Here is a 15,587-nt window from a genome sequence, read left to right as displayed (position 1 = left end):
AACATGATTCGATGTCCCTGTTACGGCATGGTGGATTTATATTGTTTCTTCACTATTGCGGTGTCAATCTGATAGTTCTTCTCCCTTTCTTTATCTGTCATCTCATCGATCCTTAGACATTTGTATCCTTTCAGGCGGACTTCTTCCAGCACATCCTGCAATCCCTCTAACATTTGTTGCGGCGCATCTTCATCTGCTCCAAGCGTTTCTCCACAATCATGCAATAGGACGATGGAGCCCGGTTTTATTTTTCGCAACAGCCTGTGTCTAAGCCGTTCTGCGGTGGTAGATCGCTTCCAATCTCTTACCATCACCGACCACAGCACGATGCGATAAGACTTTCGGAATCCGAAGTTGAAGAGATCTCCTAGATTCATAATCCCCCATGGCGGCCGATAAGACGTAGGGCGTTCTCCTGTAATCTGCTGTACAATGTCTGCTGTACGTTCGACTTGCTCCTGCCTTACTACACCCGGCGTCATCACCCAGTTTGCGGTATGCGAATAATTATGAATGCCGATTTGATGTCCTTCCTGGTGCATTCGCTTGATAATTTCGGGGTATTTCTCCGCTTGGCTTCCGAGTACGAAGAAAGTAGCCTTTACGTCATGCGCTTGTAACAAATCCAGCAGTCTAGGTGTATACGTCGGATTAGGACCGTCATCGAAGGTAAATGCCACCTGCCTAGCTGCTTTTCCTCTGCGAACAACGACTAGCCCACATATTCTAGTGATCATAAACGGTGCAAGCATATATAGTACAATAAATAATACAACGAGTTGCAAGGCTGTTAATAACATAATATGCTCTCCTCTCCAGCCACAAATGACGCTTAAATATAAATCGTTCTTAGATTCTTGTCCTTATCCTTCTCTGTCCAACGGTCGAATAGAGCTTGCTTCGAAATAACGAGCATCCTGGGCTCCAGCTTCTCCCCCGCTTGCTTCACGCGTTGCTTTCCTTCAGGATGCAATATACGCAGCAAGTACCGAAGATAGATCTTCGTGAACCCCTTTGCCCATTTTGATGTTATCGGATGCTGCTCGAATCCTAATCCATGGATTATCCCGCGATGGAGCAGCGTAATCCCCGTGATCGCTTTAACTTTCGCAAGCTCCGGTGATGTCTGCATGGCATGGCTAATCTGCTTCATCCCACGGCGCAGCATACGGGCTGTCATAATCCCCGCTCGATCCGCTCCGACGGCACGCGAAAGTTCGATGACTTGTTGATTATCCAAGTGAAGCTCCCCGATCCAATCCCCAGTCTCGATCTGATGGCCATCGTGACATTCAATACGTTTGCCGTAATGTCTTCGGATGACTAGCTTACAAATTCCAAATCTCCATATCGACTCACTACGGAATCTTGTGAAGAAATCAAAGGTATTCTCCCACACCATCCACATGGATTGAGCTACGATTTTCGTATACGATGTTTCCATATCCTCATTCCTCTCGCATTCAAAATAACGTGCCTAATTAATTGATATCGATCTGATCGATTTTCCGTATCGACATATATCCAATGAAGGCACCCAGAAGTGCTAGCAGAATCGGAATGATAATAATGTCATTCAAGTTAAACCCACCATTATTCGAGCAGGTCACCATCACGAGGATCACGGAAGATACAATCGTCGTCGGGAGCGAATATTTACGCATTCCAAAATACAGCGGAATAAGTGCCATAAAGCTTGAGGATATCGCATTGAAGCCTAATTTAACGACCTGCTGCATCACCAGCGTCATGGTCAGTTCCCCAGATACAATGTGCGTAAACGAGTTGAAGATGAGATACAACGCACTCAAGAATGCCATGGAAATCACACAGCATACGAACGTAAACAAGATAACAACCAATAACTTGGCAGCAATGATTTTGTGACGTTTGATCGGGTACATGAACAAGACGGTAATGGTCTTACTATTGAATTCATCGATAACGAATCGCCCCACTAGGACAGCGGCGAGAATAATAAACGTCCCTCTCACAAATACATCGATCATTGAAAACACGGCATTATAATCTCGAAAGACAATCGTCCCATCGAGCTCTGGCGTATAACTCATCAGCATCATGAATCCGAAAATGATTACATTGGCGATGGCAGCCACTCGAATATATCCCATAATTTTAAATTTTCGTAATTCCAGCTTCATTAATTTAATCACGTAATCCGCCTCCGTTCAGTACTTGCAAGAAGTAATCCTCTAACGAGCTGCTCCGCTTATGAATCGAGTCAATCACGATATCGTTCAGGATCAATGTCTTCGTGATTTCGCTTTGCGGTATATGCTGGTCATAAACCCGTACGAATTGGTTATCAATCACCCGGATATTGTTCAATTGCAGTTTGTCGGTCAAAACATAAGCAGCCTTGCTGCAATCTGTTGTAATGATCTCGATATAATCCGTCATCTCTTCATGTATTTCCGCCATCGTAATTTCCCGCAGCAATCGACCGCCCTGTATGACGCCAATCGTATCCGCAATTTGTTCGATTTCACCCAAAATATGACTGGATATCAATAACGTGGTTCCATATTCCTTGCACAACATGCGGAACAAATCCCTTAATTCTTTAATCCCTAGGGGATCTAATCCGTTGATCGGCTCGTCAAAAATAAGGAGTTCCGGCTTCGTCGTGATCGCACGAGCAATGCCAAGTCGCTGCTTCATCCCAAGGGAGAAGCTTTTCACTTTCTTCTTCCCCGTATCGATTAAATTCACGAGTTCTAGCGCTTCATCGATGGATTTCTTATTGTAAAAGCCCATATATTCACAATGCAGATCCAAGTTCTCGCGAGCTGTCAGCTTATCATAAAATACCGGATATTCAATAATCGTCCCCATCCGACCCAAGATGTGATAAGAATTGGGTGTTAACTTCTCCCCAAAAATCTCAATCTCGCCGCTTGTCGGTTTGACGAGATTGGTCATCATCTTCATCACCGTCGTTTTCCCTGCTCCATTCGGCCCAAGAAAACCATAAATCTCGCCCTTTTTAATATTCATGCTTACGTTCGAGACAACTTCTTGCCCCTTATAGGTTTTGGTTAATCGATTGGTTCGTACGATATGCTCCATGTCCTGTTCCCCTCTCGCTTTCTCTGATAACTACATCTTACTAGACGTAATTTTCTTTTTTCTTACTCCATTCTTACAAAATTCTTAAGATGCATCACATAGAAAAACTCATGAAAATGAATGAATTTCCATTCCCATGAGCTAATACTGTACTTTTTTCAATTGAACGGTGAATACCGTAAGTTCGTAAGGCTTGCTGCGCAGGTGAATCGATCCGCCCATGCTCTCAACCAGCCGCTTCGTAATTGTCAGTCCCAGACCGCTGCCTTGATAGGATTTATTCCGTGAATCTTCAAGCGTGTACATACGTTCGAACACATGGTCAATGTGCAAGGCGTCAATACCTTTTCCCCGATCCCAGACGTCGACATAGACGGATGACTCATCTTCTCGAAGCGTCAATCCGAGTGTTTTGCCATGGCCGCCATATTGAATCGCATTGGAGATTAGATTATTGAGCACGCGATGCAGCGCTTCATCATTCCCGAATCCGTAAATCGGATGCTCCGGAATTTCAATGTGAACATGAAACCCTTGCTCCGTAAGTAAGTCGTAATATTCCAATATCGTGGTGCTGCATCGTTCATTCATTTGTATTCTTGTCATGGGGAGATCTTTATCCCCGGATTCCAGCTTGGCCAGATCAAAAAAATCATGGATTAGCGCAAGCGTCTCTTTTGTTTTGGCAAGGACTTTATCCAATATACGTTGACGTTCATCTGCTGGCATATTCGGATCGAGATCTAGAATTTCAATATAGCCAAGTACGACCGTTAATGGTGTCTTCAAATCATGCGATATATTCGATACCATCTTTCTCATCGACATTTCCATTTTGGCATAATTCGAGCAGGTCTGATGAAGCGACTCCAACAGCCGATTAATTTCAATAAGAAGGGCTTGAAGTTCACGATCATCGGTAAATAGCAAAAGCTTCTCATTCGTGGCATGTAATGAAATACGCTCGATCTCCGAACGCAAGCTATGCAATTGCTTACTCCGATTCGTTCTGGATTGATATTGAATATAAATAATCCCTAACAAGATAACGATGATGCCAGAAAGCACTAGAATCATATTAACCGCCTTCCCACTTGTAACCAATACCCCACAGCGTCTTAATATACCGTGGCTCGGAAGGGTTATCTTCAATTTTCTCTCTCAATCGGCGCATATGTACATTAATAACATTCTCATCCCCGTAATATTCATCATTCCAAATCTGATTGTAAATTTGCGCCTTCGTGTAGACACGATTCGGATGCGCTGCGAACAATTTGAGAAGTTCGAATTCTTTGGAAGTAAGCTTTAGCGATTCCTCATTTTTGAATACCGTATAATTGTTCAGATCGATCCGCAAATCGCCCATCATCAACATCGGCTCTGTCTCCGCTTTGATCTCGATGTTCGAATATTGGGTAGCGCGTCGTATTATCGCTTTGATTCTCGCAGATAATTCAATCATGGAGAAGGGCTTCGCGATATAATCGTCGGCTCCAAAACCTAGACCTATCGCCTTGTCCACATCGCCATCCTTCGCCGACATAATGAGAATAGGCACAAGACTTCGATCCCGAATCATCTTAATCACTTCCATACCATCCAGCTTCGGCATCATTAAATCAACAAGAACCAAATCAAATTGTCCTTGTGCTTCGCCAAATCGGATAACCCCTTCTTCCCCATTCGTGGCAATCGTGACATCATAACCGTCTTTGGTTAAATAACTCTCTACCATTTCGATAATAGAATGGTCATCTTCTATGATTAAAACAGAGTTCTTCATCGTTCATTATCCTCTCTACGCATGCAGTTCCTATATATGACAGTATAACAGGTTTCCGAAATATTGGTTTGCCCTTGATGAAATCGAGTAACCGTCCGGACAGTAATCGAGGGCACTGTAAAAGTACCTTCAACCTAAATAAGGCAGACTTCCTTGATTCAGCTAATTCTTTTTTTTAAAAAAGCCGACTTCTTGGTTGCTAATCTGAATTTCAAAACCCATTGCCTGTATTTGCTTTAAGTAATGCTTGAGTTTTTTTTCTTGAGACGCGCCGCCATGCACGTCTATTTTTTATTACTGGGGAACTTACTCGGCGACTCTGCTATGTCCGAGCTACCGGGTATAACACGTACGACCGGGATGACTTCCCTCGAGGCGCTCGGATGATTCAACTGCAAGAAGACGAGCGGCAATTCGACTCGTGGTTGCGCCTTGCGGACGGATCTGTTGTCCATGAACAACCTGAACATGATCCAACTGCAATAAAAGAGACTCTAGCTCTGTAGAATTTAAGCTCTTTGTGTATAACGGACATGAGAGGCCTTATTGTTTACTATGCTCATAGATTAGCCGTTCTTCGGACACAGATAACCTTATTCCATTCGAACCATGAGTATATAGCTTAGGTTTTGCATAATAAGAGCCGCTGTGTCCGTTAACCCTGCATTTTGAGTACTTTTGGCATCATTAAGGTCTCCTGTGTCCGTTCATTTCTCGCTCCGTGGTGATTGACGAAATGCTTTCTATTGCGTCCAAAGTGTGTGAGAACGCATTTATTTTCATTCTTGGTGGTGAGGCCGAGAGACGTCATGAGTGGTTTTTATCGCCAAATAGAATTTATTAAAGTTTCGATACGTCGAAACTTTAATAAATTCTATTGTGGTAAAAAAAAAAGCACTTCTTCGCATTTTTACTACGAAGAAGTGCTTTTTCTTTAAAGACTAGACTGTTGGCTATAAGCCTTATTCGATCTATAGTAACTCTTCAATGACTGGGAAAGAGTCTTGTACGAACTGTTGAATTTCATCCGCAGTCTGCATATCGAGAGCTTTCGCTGCGATTTCCTTCGCATCTGCCAAGGAAATCTTACTCATCAATACGCGCGCAGGAAGCACGGAGCTTGCGCTCATCGAGAACTCGTCCAAACCAAGTCCCAACAAGAGTGGAATGGCAACAAGGTTGCCGGCCATTTCTCCGCACATGCCAACCCATTTGCCTTCACGATGCGCATTCTCGATCACCATACGGATCAATCGAAGAACGGAAGGGTTCATCGGTTGGGTCAAGTGGGATACTTTCTCGTTCATCCGGTCAGCCGCCATCGTATATTGAACAAGGTCATTGGTACCGATACTGAAGAAATCGGCTTCCTTCGCTAATTGATCCGATACCAGCACTGCCGCTGGAATTTCGATCATAATACCCACTTCGAGATTCTTATTGTATGCGATGCCCGCTGTATCCAATTCTGCTTTTACTTCCGCAAGAATGGCATTCGCTGCACGAAGTTCCACAATCGTTGCGATCATCGGATACATGATTTTCACATTACCAAATGCACTTGCTCGAAGAATGGCACGAAGCTGCGTCTTGAACATATCCGTCTCATCCAAGCACAGACGAATCGCACGGTATCCTAAGAATGGGTTCATTTCCTTCGGAAGTTCAAGATAATCTAACTCTTTATCTCCGCCAATATCAAGCGTACGAATCACGATCGGGTGATCTTTCCCGAAGGTCTCCGCCACTTCTTTATAAGCTTCGAATTGCTCTTCCTCCGTTGGGAAGTTCGGACGACCCATGTATAAAAACTCGGTACGGAACAATCCAATCCCTTCCGCTCCGTTCTTATGTGCGTTATGCGCATCTCCTGGGTTTCCAATATTGGCAACGAGCTCAACGGTATGCCCGTCAACCGTGGTGGAAGCTGCATTCATATATTTGTGGAATTCCGCTTTACGCTTCGCGAAATTTTCTTTTTTCACTCGATAAGCCGCAATCTGCTCGTCTGAAGGGTGCACAATCAAATCTCCAGTCGTTCCATCCAAAATGACGATGTCTCCGTCATGTAGTTGTTCCGTTACATCCTTTAGACCAACAACAGCAGGGATTTCCATCGATCTTGCCATAATGGCAGAATGTGATGTTCTACCGCCGATATTCGTAGCGAACCCTGCAACACGATCGCGATCTAATTGGGCTGAGTCGGATGGCGTCAAGTCATCCGTAATGAGGACGACAGGTTCTTCGAAGTCAGACAATGACGCTTGTTTCGCGCCAGTTAATAGTCCATGCAGTCGTTTGTTCAAATCACGGAAGTCTGCTGCGCGTTCATTCATATACTCGTTATCCATGCCTTCAAAGAAAGCAACAAGCTCTTCCGTTACTTCAGCTAAAGCAGCCTCAGCGTTGATGTTCTTCTCCAGAATCACTTCTTTGGTACGACCTACGAATTCATCGTCATGAAGCACCAGAATATGCGATTCAAAGATTTCAGCTTGCTCATCGCCCATCTTCTCACGGGCTTGCTCTTGAATTTCCTTCACTTGCTCAATCGCTTGATTGACGATTTCCGAAAAACGCACGACTTCTGCTTTTGCTTCTGGTGCTGACAATGTCTTACGCTCTACCTTAACCTGATTATCTTTCATAACGAACACAGGTCCAATCGCGTAACCAGGAGCTGCAGCAATACCTTTTAGAATCATTGCTTTCATCCCCCTCCAGCTTATTCAAAAATGGATTCGATCACTTCTCCAACAGCTTGCAATGCTTCTGCCTCGCCGTCACCTTCTGTAATCACGGTTACTTGATCCCCTTGTTTCAATCCTAATTTCAAAATGCCAACCATTCCTTTGGCGCTCACTCGTGTACCGTCTGCTTTTTCTAATTCCACTTTACAAGCAAAAGTACTTGCTTTCTTTAAAATAGCTCCTGCCGGTCTTGCGTGTACACCTGTTGGGTTTTTGATTGTGAATGTTTGTTGCATGTCTTCCACTCCTTTTGTGTTTGTCCATTTTCTGGTATCTATCTGTAGGATAAAAAACGTGCTAAGGGCGACCACGTGAGCAAAATCTTGCTTCATGTATCGCCCGTGGCACTATGTTGTTGTATATGGTTTCAAAGACGTGACCTTACTATTTTACAATTTTTTATTGATTTCGTCTTTTAACATTTCAGATTGTGTACCGAATACAACCTGAACGGCGCCGCCACCTAGACGCATAACGCCTGCTGCACCTAATTTCTTCAATTCAGCGTCATTGACCTGCTTATCGTCTTTCACGACAAGACGTAGACGCGTAATACAAGCATCGGTGCTGACGATATTTTCTTTACCGCCCAAATTACCAAGAACATGAACAGCTTTTTCAGATAATGGGCTATTCGCTGCACCTGCAGGCACGTTGCTATCCGCGGTCTCATCATCATCTTCACGTCCCGGTGTTTTCAAGTTCAATTTCACGATAAGGATACGGAACAAGAAGTAGTAGACCAGGAAGAACACAGCGCCTACCGGAAGTAATATCCAGGCATTTTTAGACAATTGGATATTCACAAGATAATCGATCAAACCTGCTGAGAAACCAAACCCTAGTCGAACATCCAGCAAGTTCATGATAACACCGGCAACCCCTGTTAAGATTGCATGCACTACGTATAGTACAGGTGCGATGAACATGAACGCGAACTCAATGGGTTCTGTAATCCCTGTCAAGAACGATGCAAATGCCAGACCTACGAATGTTGAAGCCACTAATTTCTTCTTCTCAGGTTTCGCTGTGTGGATGAAGGCAAGCGCCGCACCCGGCAATGCGAACATCATGATTGGGAAGAATCCGGTCATGAACTGACCTGTATTCGGGTCCCCAGCGAAGAAACGGTGAATATCGCCATGTACCACATTACCCGCTGCATCCGTGAAGGATCCGATTTGGAACCAAGCGATCGAATTGATTACGTGATGTAGACCGAAAGGTACTAACAATCGGTTTGCTGTACCGAAGACGCCGGATCCGATAGCCCCTAATCCAACAACCCAGTTACCGAACGTATCCAACCAGCCTTGAACCGGCCCCCAAATGAGACCAAACACAATACCAACAAGAACCATAGCAAGGGAAGTGATGATCGGAACGAACCGCTTTCCGCTGAAGAATCCGAGCCAATCCGGCAATTTAATATTATGGTATCTGTTGTAGAAGAATGCGGCGATCCCCCCGGCGATAATACCACCGATAACCCCCATATCCAATTTCGTATCTTTACCGATGAATTCGAAAGCGGTAGGCATTTTTCCTAACACGTTCGTCAACACGAGGTACGAGATAACGGCTGACAATGCTGCTACCGCATCTGCCGCAAAGCCGATTGCAACCCCAACAGCGAAGATCAGCGCCAGGTTATCAAAGATCGCGCCCCCACCGGCTGCAAGAAACGGAGCAACATACTGATTTAAAAATCCCCCTACGGAATCTCCTAGATGAAAGTCTTTAATATAGTCAATCGCACCAAAACGATTTAGTATTGCTGCCGCCGGAAGTGTTGCCACCGGAAGCATCAAGGACTTACCTACTCTTTGCAAGAATGCAAGCATGAAACGTTCCCTCCTACGTTTTTAAAGTTCTAAGTACTTCACTGCATTACTTCACTTGCACTTCTAAAACCTTACTTTCCCCAGCCTTCATTTCCCCAGTCGACTTCGTTAAGTTCTCAACTACTTCTGCGTTCGCCATGATGACTGGTGTAATGATCGGATAACCTTTGGATTGAATGAAATCCATATCGAATTCAATTAAAGGCTGTCCTTGTTTAACCTGATCTCCCGTTTTGATTAACGGTTTGAAGCCCTCACCCTTCAATTCCACCGTGTTCACACCGATGTGCATCAACACTTCAACGCCCGAATCATGGCCGATGATACAAGAGTGATACGTATCAATCATGTGTGCGACAATGCCGTCACACGGGGATACGAGAACACCTTGTGTTGGGTTTATAGCAACACCGTCACCAATGAATCCTTGCGCGAACGCTGGGTCAGGTACTTGATCAAGTGATACCGATGTTCCTGTGATTGGAGATACTAACGATACAACTGTTTTTTTCTTTTTGAAAAACATAAAATCCACCTCTTATGATAATTTTTGTCCATGTGTAGCATGCCCTAAAATAAAACAAAAAAAGCATGAGTTAAGCGAGAAAGAAGGGTACCAAAACTCTTCTGTCTCACTTAGCTCATGCCTAGTTACTAGTCGCACGCTAAATAACACAATGATATGGACTTATTTGATAAAGTAAAGCTTGTGATTAGGAAATCGCTTACTTCGTGTTTACAAACTGTAGTATAGTACAGGTTAACTGATTCGTCAACGACATTTTCCGACCAATTTCTTACTGTGCCTCAGCCTTTTTTCCCATAATGCTGAAACAACCGGTACAAATGCATCACAACATATCCAATTTCATCATCCGAAACACTGACGCCAAGACGTTCCTCCAACAGTTTGCCGATTTTTAAGCCCAGCGCATATTCTTCCTTCAAATCACGAAGCTGTGACACGAAAGGATTTGGAGACTTCTGGCCATCCGTAAGTCGTTCGATTGCAAATCGCAAATGGGTAATCAGTCGGATATAATCCAGACTGCTTCGCGGTATTTTAAACCCCCGCTCCTCTTCGATCAAGGCAACCGCATCTTGAATCACATGTGTCCATTTTACGATATTCCCTACGGAAATATGACACACGGCCGATTGAATATGCATCGCTAGAAACCCAACCTCGGTTTCCGGGATATCGATATTGAACTTTTTCTCAATCAGGTCAGCCGCCTTCTGAGCAAGTGCAAATTCCTTGGAATGAAGTGCTTGGATTTCATAGATAAATGGATTGGCGATATCGATCTGATTTTCTAGTCGATATAATGCAAATTGAATATGACTTGGCAATGCGATAAAAATCTGCTCATTCAATTCCGAGTTAAATTCTGTCGTAATCAACGAAATGATTTCTTGAGACACATCCAGCACTTTCGGGTCGACTTGCTCAGCTAGTGCTTTGAACTGATTTCTCGATTCTTCACCGTCAATTCTGAACTTCTTTTCGATACGAGGGTCTGAAGGAAGCAAAGTCATGCCTGTTTTCGCACCAAATCCAAGGCCCTTGCCCATCAGAACAATTTCCTTGTTAGAGTTCTCCAGTGATACTAGTACGGCATTGTTACTAATCACCCTTTGAATCATGAACGGGTTTGATTCACTCATGTTCCTTCACCCTTTGATTGAATAGTTTTTGAGTCCTATTGTATGAGTAGGCACCCATCCCGTCAATCAAAAACTTCACTTTGGATCGGTTTTGGCTTTTAACCACTTCGGTGCCCCTGCATTTTTACGATCTTTATCGCGGCTCAATTTCGACTTGCTGTTCTTCTGGTTCCCTGCTGTCTGTACCGTCGGTTTGCTTGCTGCACGGGCAGTTGTTGATTTATGGGTTGGTTTTGCGACTGGTTTACGGACTGGTCTGTCCTCGGATTCTCTCGATAACACTTTTCCGTCGTACATCGCTTGCGGGGTAATGTGAATTCCCAATTGGCGATTAAACTTCTCGATAATAAATTGTTCCCTCGGTGTGGAGATTGATATCGCCATTCCTTGATGTCCCATACGCCCTGTCCGACCTACACGATGCACGTAATGCTCACTGCTGATCGGCAGATCAAAGTTAATCACCATCGGAAGCTCTTTAATATCCAGCCCGCGCGCAGCAACATCCGTGGCTAAGAGAAGCTGAACCTGACCTTCGCGGAAGCGACGCAGCACATTCGCACGTTCCTGCTTATCAGCTTCACCGTATAAAGGTTCTACCGATAATCCCAAATACTGAAGCTTCGCTACCCATTCCGCGATGGAAGCAATGTCATTCACGAAAACAATCGCTGATTTCGGTTTATATAAACGGACAATTCTGCGCAGCGTATCGATTTTATTCCGTTCTTCCGTTTCAAAATAATAATGCTCGATCGTAGCAGAGGTCTTCTGGTCCGTTTCAATACCGATTTCAACCGGTTCACGCATCCACGCATCGGCAATATCACGAACTTCGGCAGGCATCGTCGCGGAGAAGAATAATAATTGGCGGTCCCGTAAGGCCGTCTTGAAAATGGCCTCGGTATCGCCCGCAGCACCCAATTTGAACATTTGATCCACTTCATCAACGGTGATCGTACGAACTTCATGCATCTTCACTTTACGATTACGAATCATTTCGAGGACACGCCCTGGTGTACCTACTATCAATTGCGGATGAAGCTTAAGCTTCTCGAGCTGACGTTTGCTTGCCGCGCCGCCAATTAAGGATTGAACCGTAATGCCCATGGTCTGGCCATAGTTATCTGCTTCCCGGAAAATTTGCATGGCAAGCTCTTGGGTTGGTGCTAGAATCAAGCCCTGCAATTGCTTCAAATCGGGTTGAATCCGCTGCAGCATAGGAATCAAATAGGCTAACGTCTTCCCGGTTCCGGTCTGTGATTGTGCAATCACGTCTTTGCCTTCCAAAGCGACGGGAATCGCCGCCTCCTGAATCTTGGACGGGGTTTCTATACGTTCGGTCGTGAGCTGTGCTACAAGGCGTGAATCGACCTGTAAGTCTTTAAATGTTGTCATGTGAATTCCTTTCTTTACCACAATAGAATTTATAAATATTTCGATGTATCGAAATTAAAAAATTCTATTTGGCGATAAAAACCACCTCTAAACGCGGTCGCTCATCTTCGAGTGAACCGAGGGTAAAGGTTTTTCTCATCCCCTTGGGTCATTGTTATGTTAAAATGTTGTATACATACCACAAAAAATAAAAGGCGGTTGAATTCATGGAAAATTCCTTTATTGATCAGTTTGACGGTCTCCTTGAAAAATATACAGAACTTCTGATTGGGGAAGCAACCCCTGAGCAAGTCGAAAAAATAAAAGTATGGGCCTTATACAACCAAATGCACAAAACGATGCCGAATCTTACGCAGCATTGGACAGCAATGCATCCGGAGGCGAAAGCCGCTGTGCGGGCTTTATTCGAGGAAGTGAAGCAGCTAAATGAGGCTCACCGCGCGAAAGGTTCGAAGCAAGAGTCTTAAGCTAACGGTTATTTTTTATTGATTAATTTATAAGCGAACTTGTCAGCCAGCCGTGGGAATATTTGATATAGCTTAATGCCTGCCGCTGCGGCAAATGGCAAGTTCACTTCCGCTTTTCGTTTCTCGATGGCCCTCATCATGCTATTGACGACCTGATCTGGTGTCAAAAGGAACATTTTCACATTCTGCACATATTGTCCGCTAGGGTCCGCCTTCTCAAAGAACGGTGTATCGATAGGGCCTGGATTAATCGCGGTCACATAGATGCCTGTTCCGTACATTTCCTGACGCAACGCATTCGTTAATCCCAGCACCGCGTGCTTCGTTGCATTATAGCTGCTCGATTTGGCAGAACCAATCTTGCCGGCTAATGATGCAATATTTACAATATGCCCTTGTCCCGCAGCTACCATATGGGGAAGGACCGCCTTCGTACAACGCACAATGCCCATGTAATTGACATCCATCATCGTATCGAACTCTGATATGGATGTATCGAGGAACGTCTCGAACACCCCATAACCTGCATTATTGATCAGAATATCGATGCGCCCATACTCCTGAATCACCGCAGACACAGCCGCATTCACTTGATTCTCGTTCGTCACATCCATTGGGATAATCCGACTCGTTCCCTGAATTCTTGACTGCAGCTCCTGCAATTTATCAACCGAACGTGCCGTAAGAATCGGAATGGCGCCGCGATCCGCAAGCTTCTGTGCCATCAGGGCGCCAATACCACTTGAAGCTCCTGTGATAAGAATAATTTTATCCTGAAAAGTGAACACGAAAAAACCCCCTTAAAAAAAAGAATAGCCCCCACTAAGGAGCTATGTCTATCGTGTATGTATACATGAACCATATGGATCTTCTATTCATCTAACTGATGAGGACCTGAATATCCAAGTCGCCAATTCCCTCCATCATGAGTGGAACCGAAAGAGCTTGCTTGGCATTGAAGTGCCCTGCTGTTGATTGTAACACTTTTGGCGGGGTAATATCAACCTTAACCCCTTGGTTATATAGAATGGTACTTGCATTTCCGCCTATCATATTGCCTAACTCCGAGATCGCACTGTGTCCGATTTCATCCAACTCTGTCAGTACAAAACCACCCATCATCGCAGACACCATCTTTAAAGCGACAGATTCATGAAGACCGAACACGATATTGCCTGTCATTTGACCAGTCATACCGATATCAATCCATACATATTGATCGAAAACCTGCACTTCTTTAATTTGAAGCTGTCCTGTAGTTGGACGAATCTGAATCACTTGTTCAATCACATTTATGGCTGCATCCAAAAATGGATTAATATATTCCGCTTTCATGAAAAGATTCTCCCCCGTCCTTCGACATTATATCCGATAATTCGACATTAATAATATGGATTCGACTATTGTTAATAATTATACTTGATACTCGTTAAAAAATCACCTCAAAAGCAGGATTTTTTTGGTATATCCGAACGATACCCCCTTAAATAATTAGTAATTTGGACTGACAACGATCCCAAAATACTAGTACTATATGATTATATCGGTTTTATCGTTTGAAATTTTATACTTATCTTTAGAATCGAAAGAACTAGATTCCAGAAAAGGACGTGCAGAATATGCCGAACATATGGGCACATTTTGTTTTTGGCGAAGAAGTGCTCGAGGAAATGGAACTGACAAGGATGCTTGCGGAGCCGAAGAACCTTCGGATGTTCCGTATGGGCTGCCAAGGACCTGACTTTCTCTTCTATCATCACTTTCTCCCCTGGCAAAAAGATAAAACGATGAATGAGGTAGGTTCGGCCATGCATAGCGAGCATTGCGGCCTGCTGCTCCTGGATATGATCGAAGGCGTCGCGCAGCGGGAGCTGCATGATCCCGCACTGATCTACACCCTTGGGTTTGTCCTCCATCACGTACTCGATCGGAATGTGCATCCTTACGTGTTCTATCGATCGGGATTTAAGAAATGGGATCATCAACGGTTTGAAGTATGGATGGATACCCTCATCGTAGATCAGAAACGAAATCAGCAAACCTGGCGAACGCCCGTATGGAAGGAATTCGAGACTGGCGGACGGTTCCCGGATGCCATTGTAGATCTATTCGAACAAGTAACTAGGAAGTATTATCCGGAGCTGGCGGTGCGTGTACGACGGAAGGCATGGAATGAAGCCAACCGGCAGATGACCGCCGCACAGCGACTTTTCCATGATCCCACAGGGATCAAACGGCTTCTGACCTTTGGGCAGATTGAGCCGTTCGTGTACAAGCGGCCAGTCAAGCCGCTGGATGTGTTGAATGAGTCGCGCAAGCCTTGGCGCGACCCCACCGGGACAGACGCGTCGTATACGACGAGCGTCTGGGACCAATGGGCCGCCGCGCGCGTGGACGCGGCGGCTGTCGTGGCCGCCACAACCGCCTATTGGGCGGTTGTGCGGCAGAGCGGCGCCGCCAGCCCAGCTGCGGCGCAAGCCAAAGAGCGGTTGGCCCACGCCGTGGGCAACCGCTCTTATGAACATGGCAAGCCGTGTGACAGCGGCTTGCAGATCTGCGTAGCAGACCCGATCATCTGATC

General features: G+C 44.8%; 17 protein-coding genes. 3 read left to right on the top strand and 14 right to left on the bottom strand.

Annotation, left to right across the window (positions count from 1 at the left end):
• Nucleotides 1-20: 20 nt before the first annotated feature.
• From BVG16_RS04940 to BVG16_RS04915, 6 genes are all read right to left on the bottom strand, one after another.
• Nucleotides 21-800 carry a polysaccharide deacetylase family protein gene (locus BVG16_RS04940; protein WP_078497442.1) on the bottom strand — a complete coding sequence of 260 codons (780 nt, stop codon included), beginning with the start codon at nt 798-800 and terminating at the stop codon, nt 21-23.
• A gap of 32 nt (nt 801-832) precedes the next feature.
• Nucleotides 833-1,444 (bottom strand): YkoP family protein, encoded by a 612-nt coding sequence (locus BVG16_RS04935; protein WP_078497441.1) that lies wholly within the window; start codon nt 1,442-1,444, stop codon nt 833-835.
• Between the two features lie 37 nt (nt 1,445-1,481).
• Complete coding sequence (locus BVG16_RS04930; protein WP_078497440.1) at nt 1,482-2,174, bottom strand: ABC transporter permease; 693 nt, start codon at nt 2,172-2,174, stop codon at nt 1,482-1,484.
• Nucleotides 2,167-3,090, bottom strand: a complete 924-nt coding sequence (locus BVG16_RS04925; RefSeq protein ID WP_078497439.1) for an ABC transporter ATP-binding protein — start codon at nt 3,088-3,090, stop codon at nt 2,167-2,169. Before BVG16_RS04925 ends, BVG16_RS04930 begins: the two co-directional genes overlap by 8 nt.
• A gap of 141 nt (nt 3,091-3,231) precedes the next feature.
• A complete protein-coding gene (locus BVG16_RS04920) occupies nt 3,232-4,167 on the bottom strand; it encodes a HAMP domain-containing histidine kinase (protein ID WP_078497438.1) in 936 nt (311 codons plus the stop codon).
• Between the two features lies 1 nt (nt 4,168).
• Nucleotides 4,169-4,876 (bottom strand): response regulator transcription factor, encoded by a 708-nt coding sequence (locus BVG16_RS04915; protein ID WP_078497437.1) that lies wholly within the window; start codon nt 4,874-4,876, stop codon nt 4,169-4,171.
• Between the two features lie 383 nt (nt 4,877-5,259).
• Here BVG16_RS04915 and BVG16_RS33650 point away from each other — a divergent pair, with 383 nt between their 5' ends.
• Complete coding sequence (locus tag BVG16_RS33650) at nt 5,260-5,382, top strand: hypothetical protein (RefSeq protein WP_269845573.1); 123 nt, start codon at nt 5,260-5,262, stop codon at nt 5,380-5,382.
• Nucleotides 5,383-5,847: 465 nt separating this feature from the next.
• On the opposite strand, the gene ptsP is transcribed toward BVG16_RS33650, so the two are convergent.
• From ptsP to BVG16_RS04880, 6 genes are all read right to left on the bottom strand, one after another.
• Nucleotides 5,848-7,584: a phosphoenolpyruvate--protein phosphotransferase gene (ptsP, locus tag BVG16_RS04905; RefSeq protein ID WP_078497436.1), complete on the bottom strand. Its 1,737-nt coding sequence runs from the start codon at nt 7,582-7,584 to the stop codon at nt 5,848-5,850.
• A gap of 20 nt (nt 7,585-7,604) precedes the next feature.
• On the bottom strand, nt 7,605-7,865 hold the full coding sequence (locus tag BVG16_RS04900; protein WP_078497435.1) for an HPr family phosphocarrier protein: 261 nt from the start codon (nt 7,863-7,865) through the stop codon (nt 7,605-7,607).
• Nucleotides 7,866-8,018: 153 nt separating this feature from the next.
• Entirely contained in the window at nt 8,019-9,473 is a 1,455-nt protein-coding gene (nagE, locus tag BVG16_RS04895; RefSeq protein ID WP_078497434.1) for an N-acetylglucosamine-specific PTS transporter subunit IIBC, read from the bottom strand.
• A 46-nt stretch (nt 9,474-9,519) separates the two neighbouring features.
• Nucleotides 9,520-9,999, bottom strand: a complete 480-nt coding sequence (locus tag BVG16_RS04890; protein WP_078497433.1) for a PTS sugar transporter subunit IIA — start codon at nt 9,997-9,999, stop codon at nt 9,520-9,522.
• 281 nt (nt 10,000-10,280) lie between these two features.
• The gene (locus BVG16_RS04885) at nt 10,281-11,141 is read right to left on the bottom strand and encodes a BglG family transcription antiterminator (protein WP_078497432.1); all 861 of its coding nucleotides are present in this window, start codon (nt 11,139-11,141) and stop codon (nt 10,281-10,283) included.
• A gap of 75 nt (nt 11,142-11,216) precedes the next feature.
• Nucleotides 11,217-12,539: a DEAD/DEAH box helicase gene (locus BVG16_RS04880; RefSeq protein ID WP_078497431.1), complete on the bottom strand. Its 1,323-nt coding sequence runs from the start codon at nt 12,537-12,539 to the stop codon at nt 11,217-11,219.
• A gap of 206 nt (nt 12,540-12,745) precedes the next feature.
• Here BVG16_RS04880 and BVG16_RS04875 point away from each other — a divergent pair, with 206 nt between their 5' ends.
• The gene (locus BVG16_RS04875) at nt 12,746-13,006 is read left to right on the top strand and encodes a YusU family protein (RefSeq protein WP_078497430.1); all 261 of its coding nucleotides are present in this window, start codon (nt 12,746-12,748) and stop codon (nt 13,004-13,006) included.
• A gap of 8 nt (nt 13,007-13,014) precedes the next feature.
• Here the strand turns inward: BVG16_RS04875 and BVG16_RS04870 are convergent, their stop codons facing one another.
• Nucleotides 13,015-13,794: an SDR family NAD(P)-dependent oxidoreductase gene (locus BVG16_RS04870; RefSeq protein WP_078497429.1), complete on the bottom strand. Its 780-nt coding sequence runs from the start codon at nt 13,792-13,794 to the stop codon at nt 13,015-13,017.
• A 91-nt stretch (nt 13,795-13,885) separates the two neighbouring features.
• Nucleotides 13,886-14,341 carry a chemotaxis protein CheX gene (locus BVG16_RS04865; protein ID WP_078497428.1) on the bottom strand — a complete coding sequence of 152 codons (456 nt, stop codon included), beginning with the start codon at nt 14,339-14,341 and terminating at the stop codon, nt 13,886-13,888.
• Between the two features lie 284 nt (nt 14,342-14,625).
• On the opposite strand from BVG16_RS04865, the gene BVG16_RS04860 reads away from it, so the two are divergent.
• Complete coding sequence (locus BVG16_RS04860) at nt 14,626-15,585, top strand: zinc dependent phospholipase C family protein (RefSeq protein WP_078497427.1); 960 nt, start codon at nt 14,626-14,628, stop codon at nt 15,583-15,585.
• The last annotated feature ends 2 nt before the right edge of the window (nt 15,586-15,587 follow it).

Origin of the sequence: Paenibacillus selenitireducens (assembly GCF_002021565.1) — a bacterium.
Classification (GTDB): domain Bacteria; phylum Bacillota; class Bacilli; order Paenibacillales; family Paenibacillaceae; genus Paenibacillus_K; species Paenibacillus_K selenitireducens.
Note: the sequence above shows the minus strand (reverse complement) of the source record. Positions and strands in the feature narration are given on the sequence as shown.

Excerpts from the sequence above, each read along its gene's own strand:
- BVG16_RS04880 (WP_078497431.1), bottom strand. The coding sequence starts at position 12,539 with ATGACAACATTTAAAGACTTACAGGTCGATTCACGCCTTGTAGCACAG.
- BVG16_RS04860 (WP_078497427.1), top strand. The coding sequence starts at position 14,626 with ATGCCGAACATATGGGCACATTTTGTTTTTGGCGAAGAAGTGCTCGAG.
- BVG16_RS33650 (WP_269845573.1), top strand. The coding sequence starts at position 5,260 with ATGATTCAACTGCAAGAAGACGAGCGGCAATTCGACTCGTGGTTGCGC.
- BVG16_RS04925 (WP_078497439.1), bottom strand. The coding sequence starts at position 3,090 with ATGGAGCATATCGTACGAACCAATCGATTAACCAAAACCTATAAGGGG.
- BVG16_RS04940 (WP_078497442.1), bottom strand. The coding sequence starts at position 800 with ATGTTATTAACAGCCTTGCAACTCGTTGTATTATTTATTGTACTATAT.
- BVG16_RS04900 (WP_078497435.1), bottom strand. The coding sequence starts at position 7,865 with ATGCAACAAACATTCACAATCAAAAACCCAACAGGTGTACACGCAAGA.
- BVG16_RS04935 (WP_078497441.1), bottom strand. The coding sequence starts at position 1,444 with ATGGAAACATCGTATACGAAAATCGTAGCTCAATCCATGTGGATGGTG.
- BVG16_RS04915 (WP_078497437.1), bottom strand. The coding sequence starts at position 4,876 with ATGAAGAACTCTGTTTTAATCATAGAAGATGACCATTCTATTATCGAA.
- nagE (WP_078497434.1), bottom strand. The coding sequence starts at position 9,473 with ATGCTTGCATTCTTGCAAAGAGTAGGTAAGTCCTTGATGCTTCCGGTG.
- BVG16_RS04890 (WP_078497433.1), bottom strand. The coding sequence starts at position 9,999 with ATGTTTTTCAAAAAGAAAAAAACAGTTGTATCGTTAGTATCTCCAATC.
- ptsP (WP_078497436.1), bottom strand. The coding sequence starts at position 7,584 with ATGATTCTAAAAGGTATTGCTGCAGCTCCTGGTTACGCGATTGGACCT.
- BVG16_RS04920 (WP_078497438.1), bottom strand. The coding sequence starts at position 4,167 with ATGATTCTAGTGCTTTCTGGCATCATCGTTATCTTGTTAGGGATTATT.
- BVG16_RS04885 (WP_078497432.1), bottom strand. The coding sequence starts at position 11,141 with ATGAGTGAATCAAACCCGTTCATGATTCAAAGGGTGATTAGTAACAAT.
- BVG16_RS04865 (WP_078497428.1), bottom strand. The coding sequence starts at position 14,341 with ATGAAAGCGGAATATATTAATCCATTTTTGGATGCAGCCATAAATGTG.
- BVG16_RS04875 (WP_078497430.1), top strand. The coding sequence starts at position 12,746 with ATGGAAAATTCCTTTATTGATCAGTTTGACGGTCTCCTTGAAAAATAT.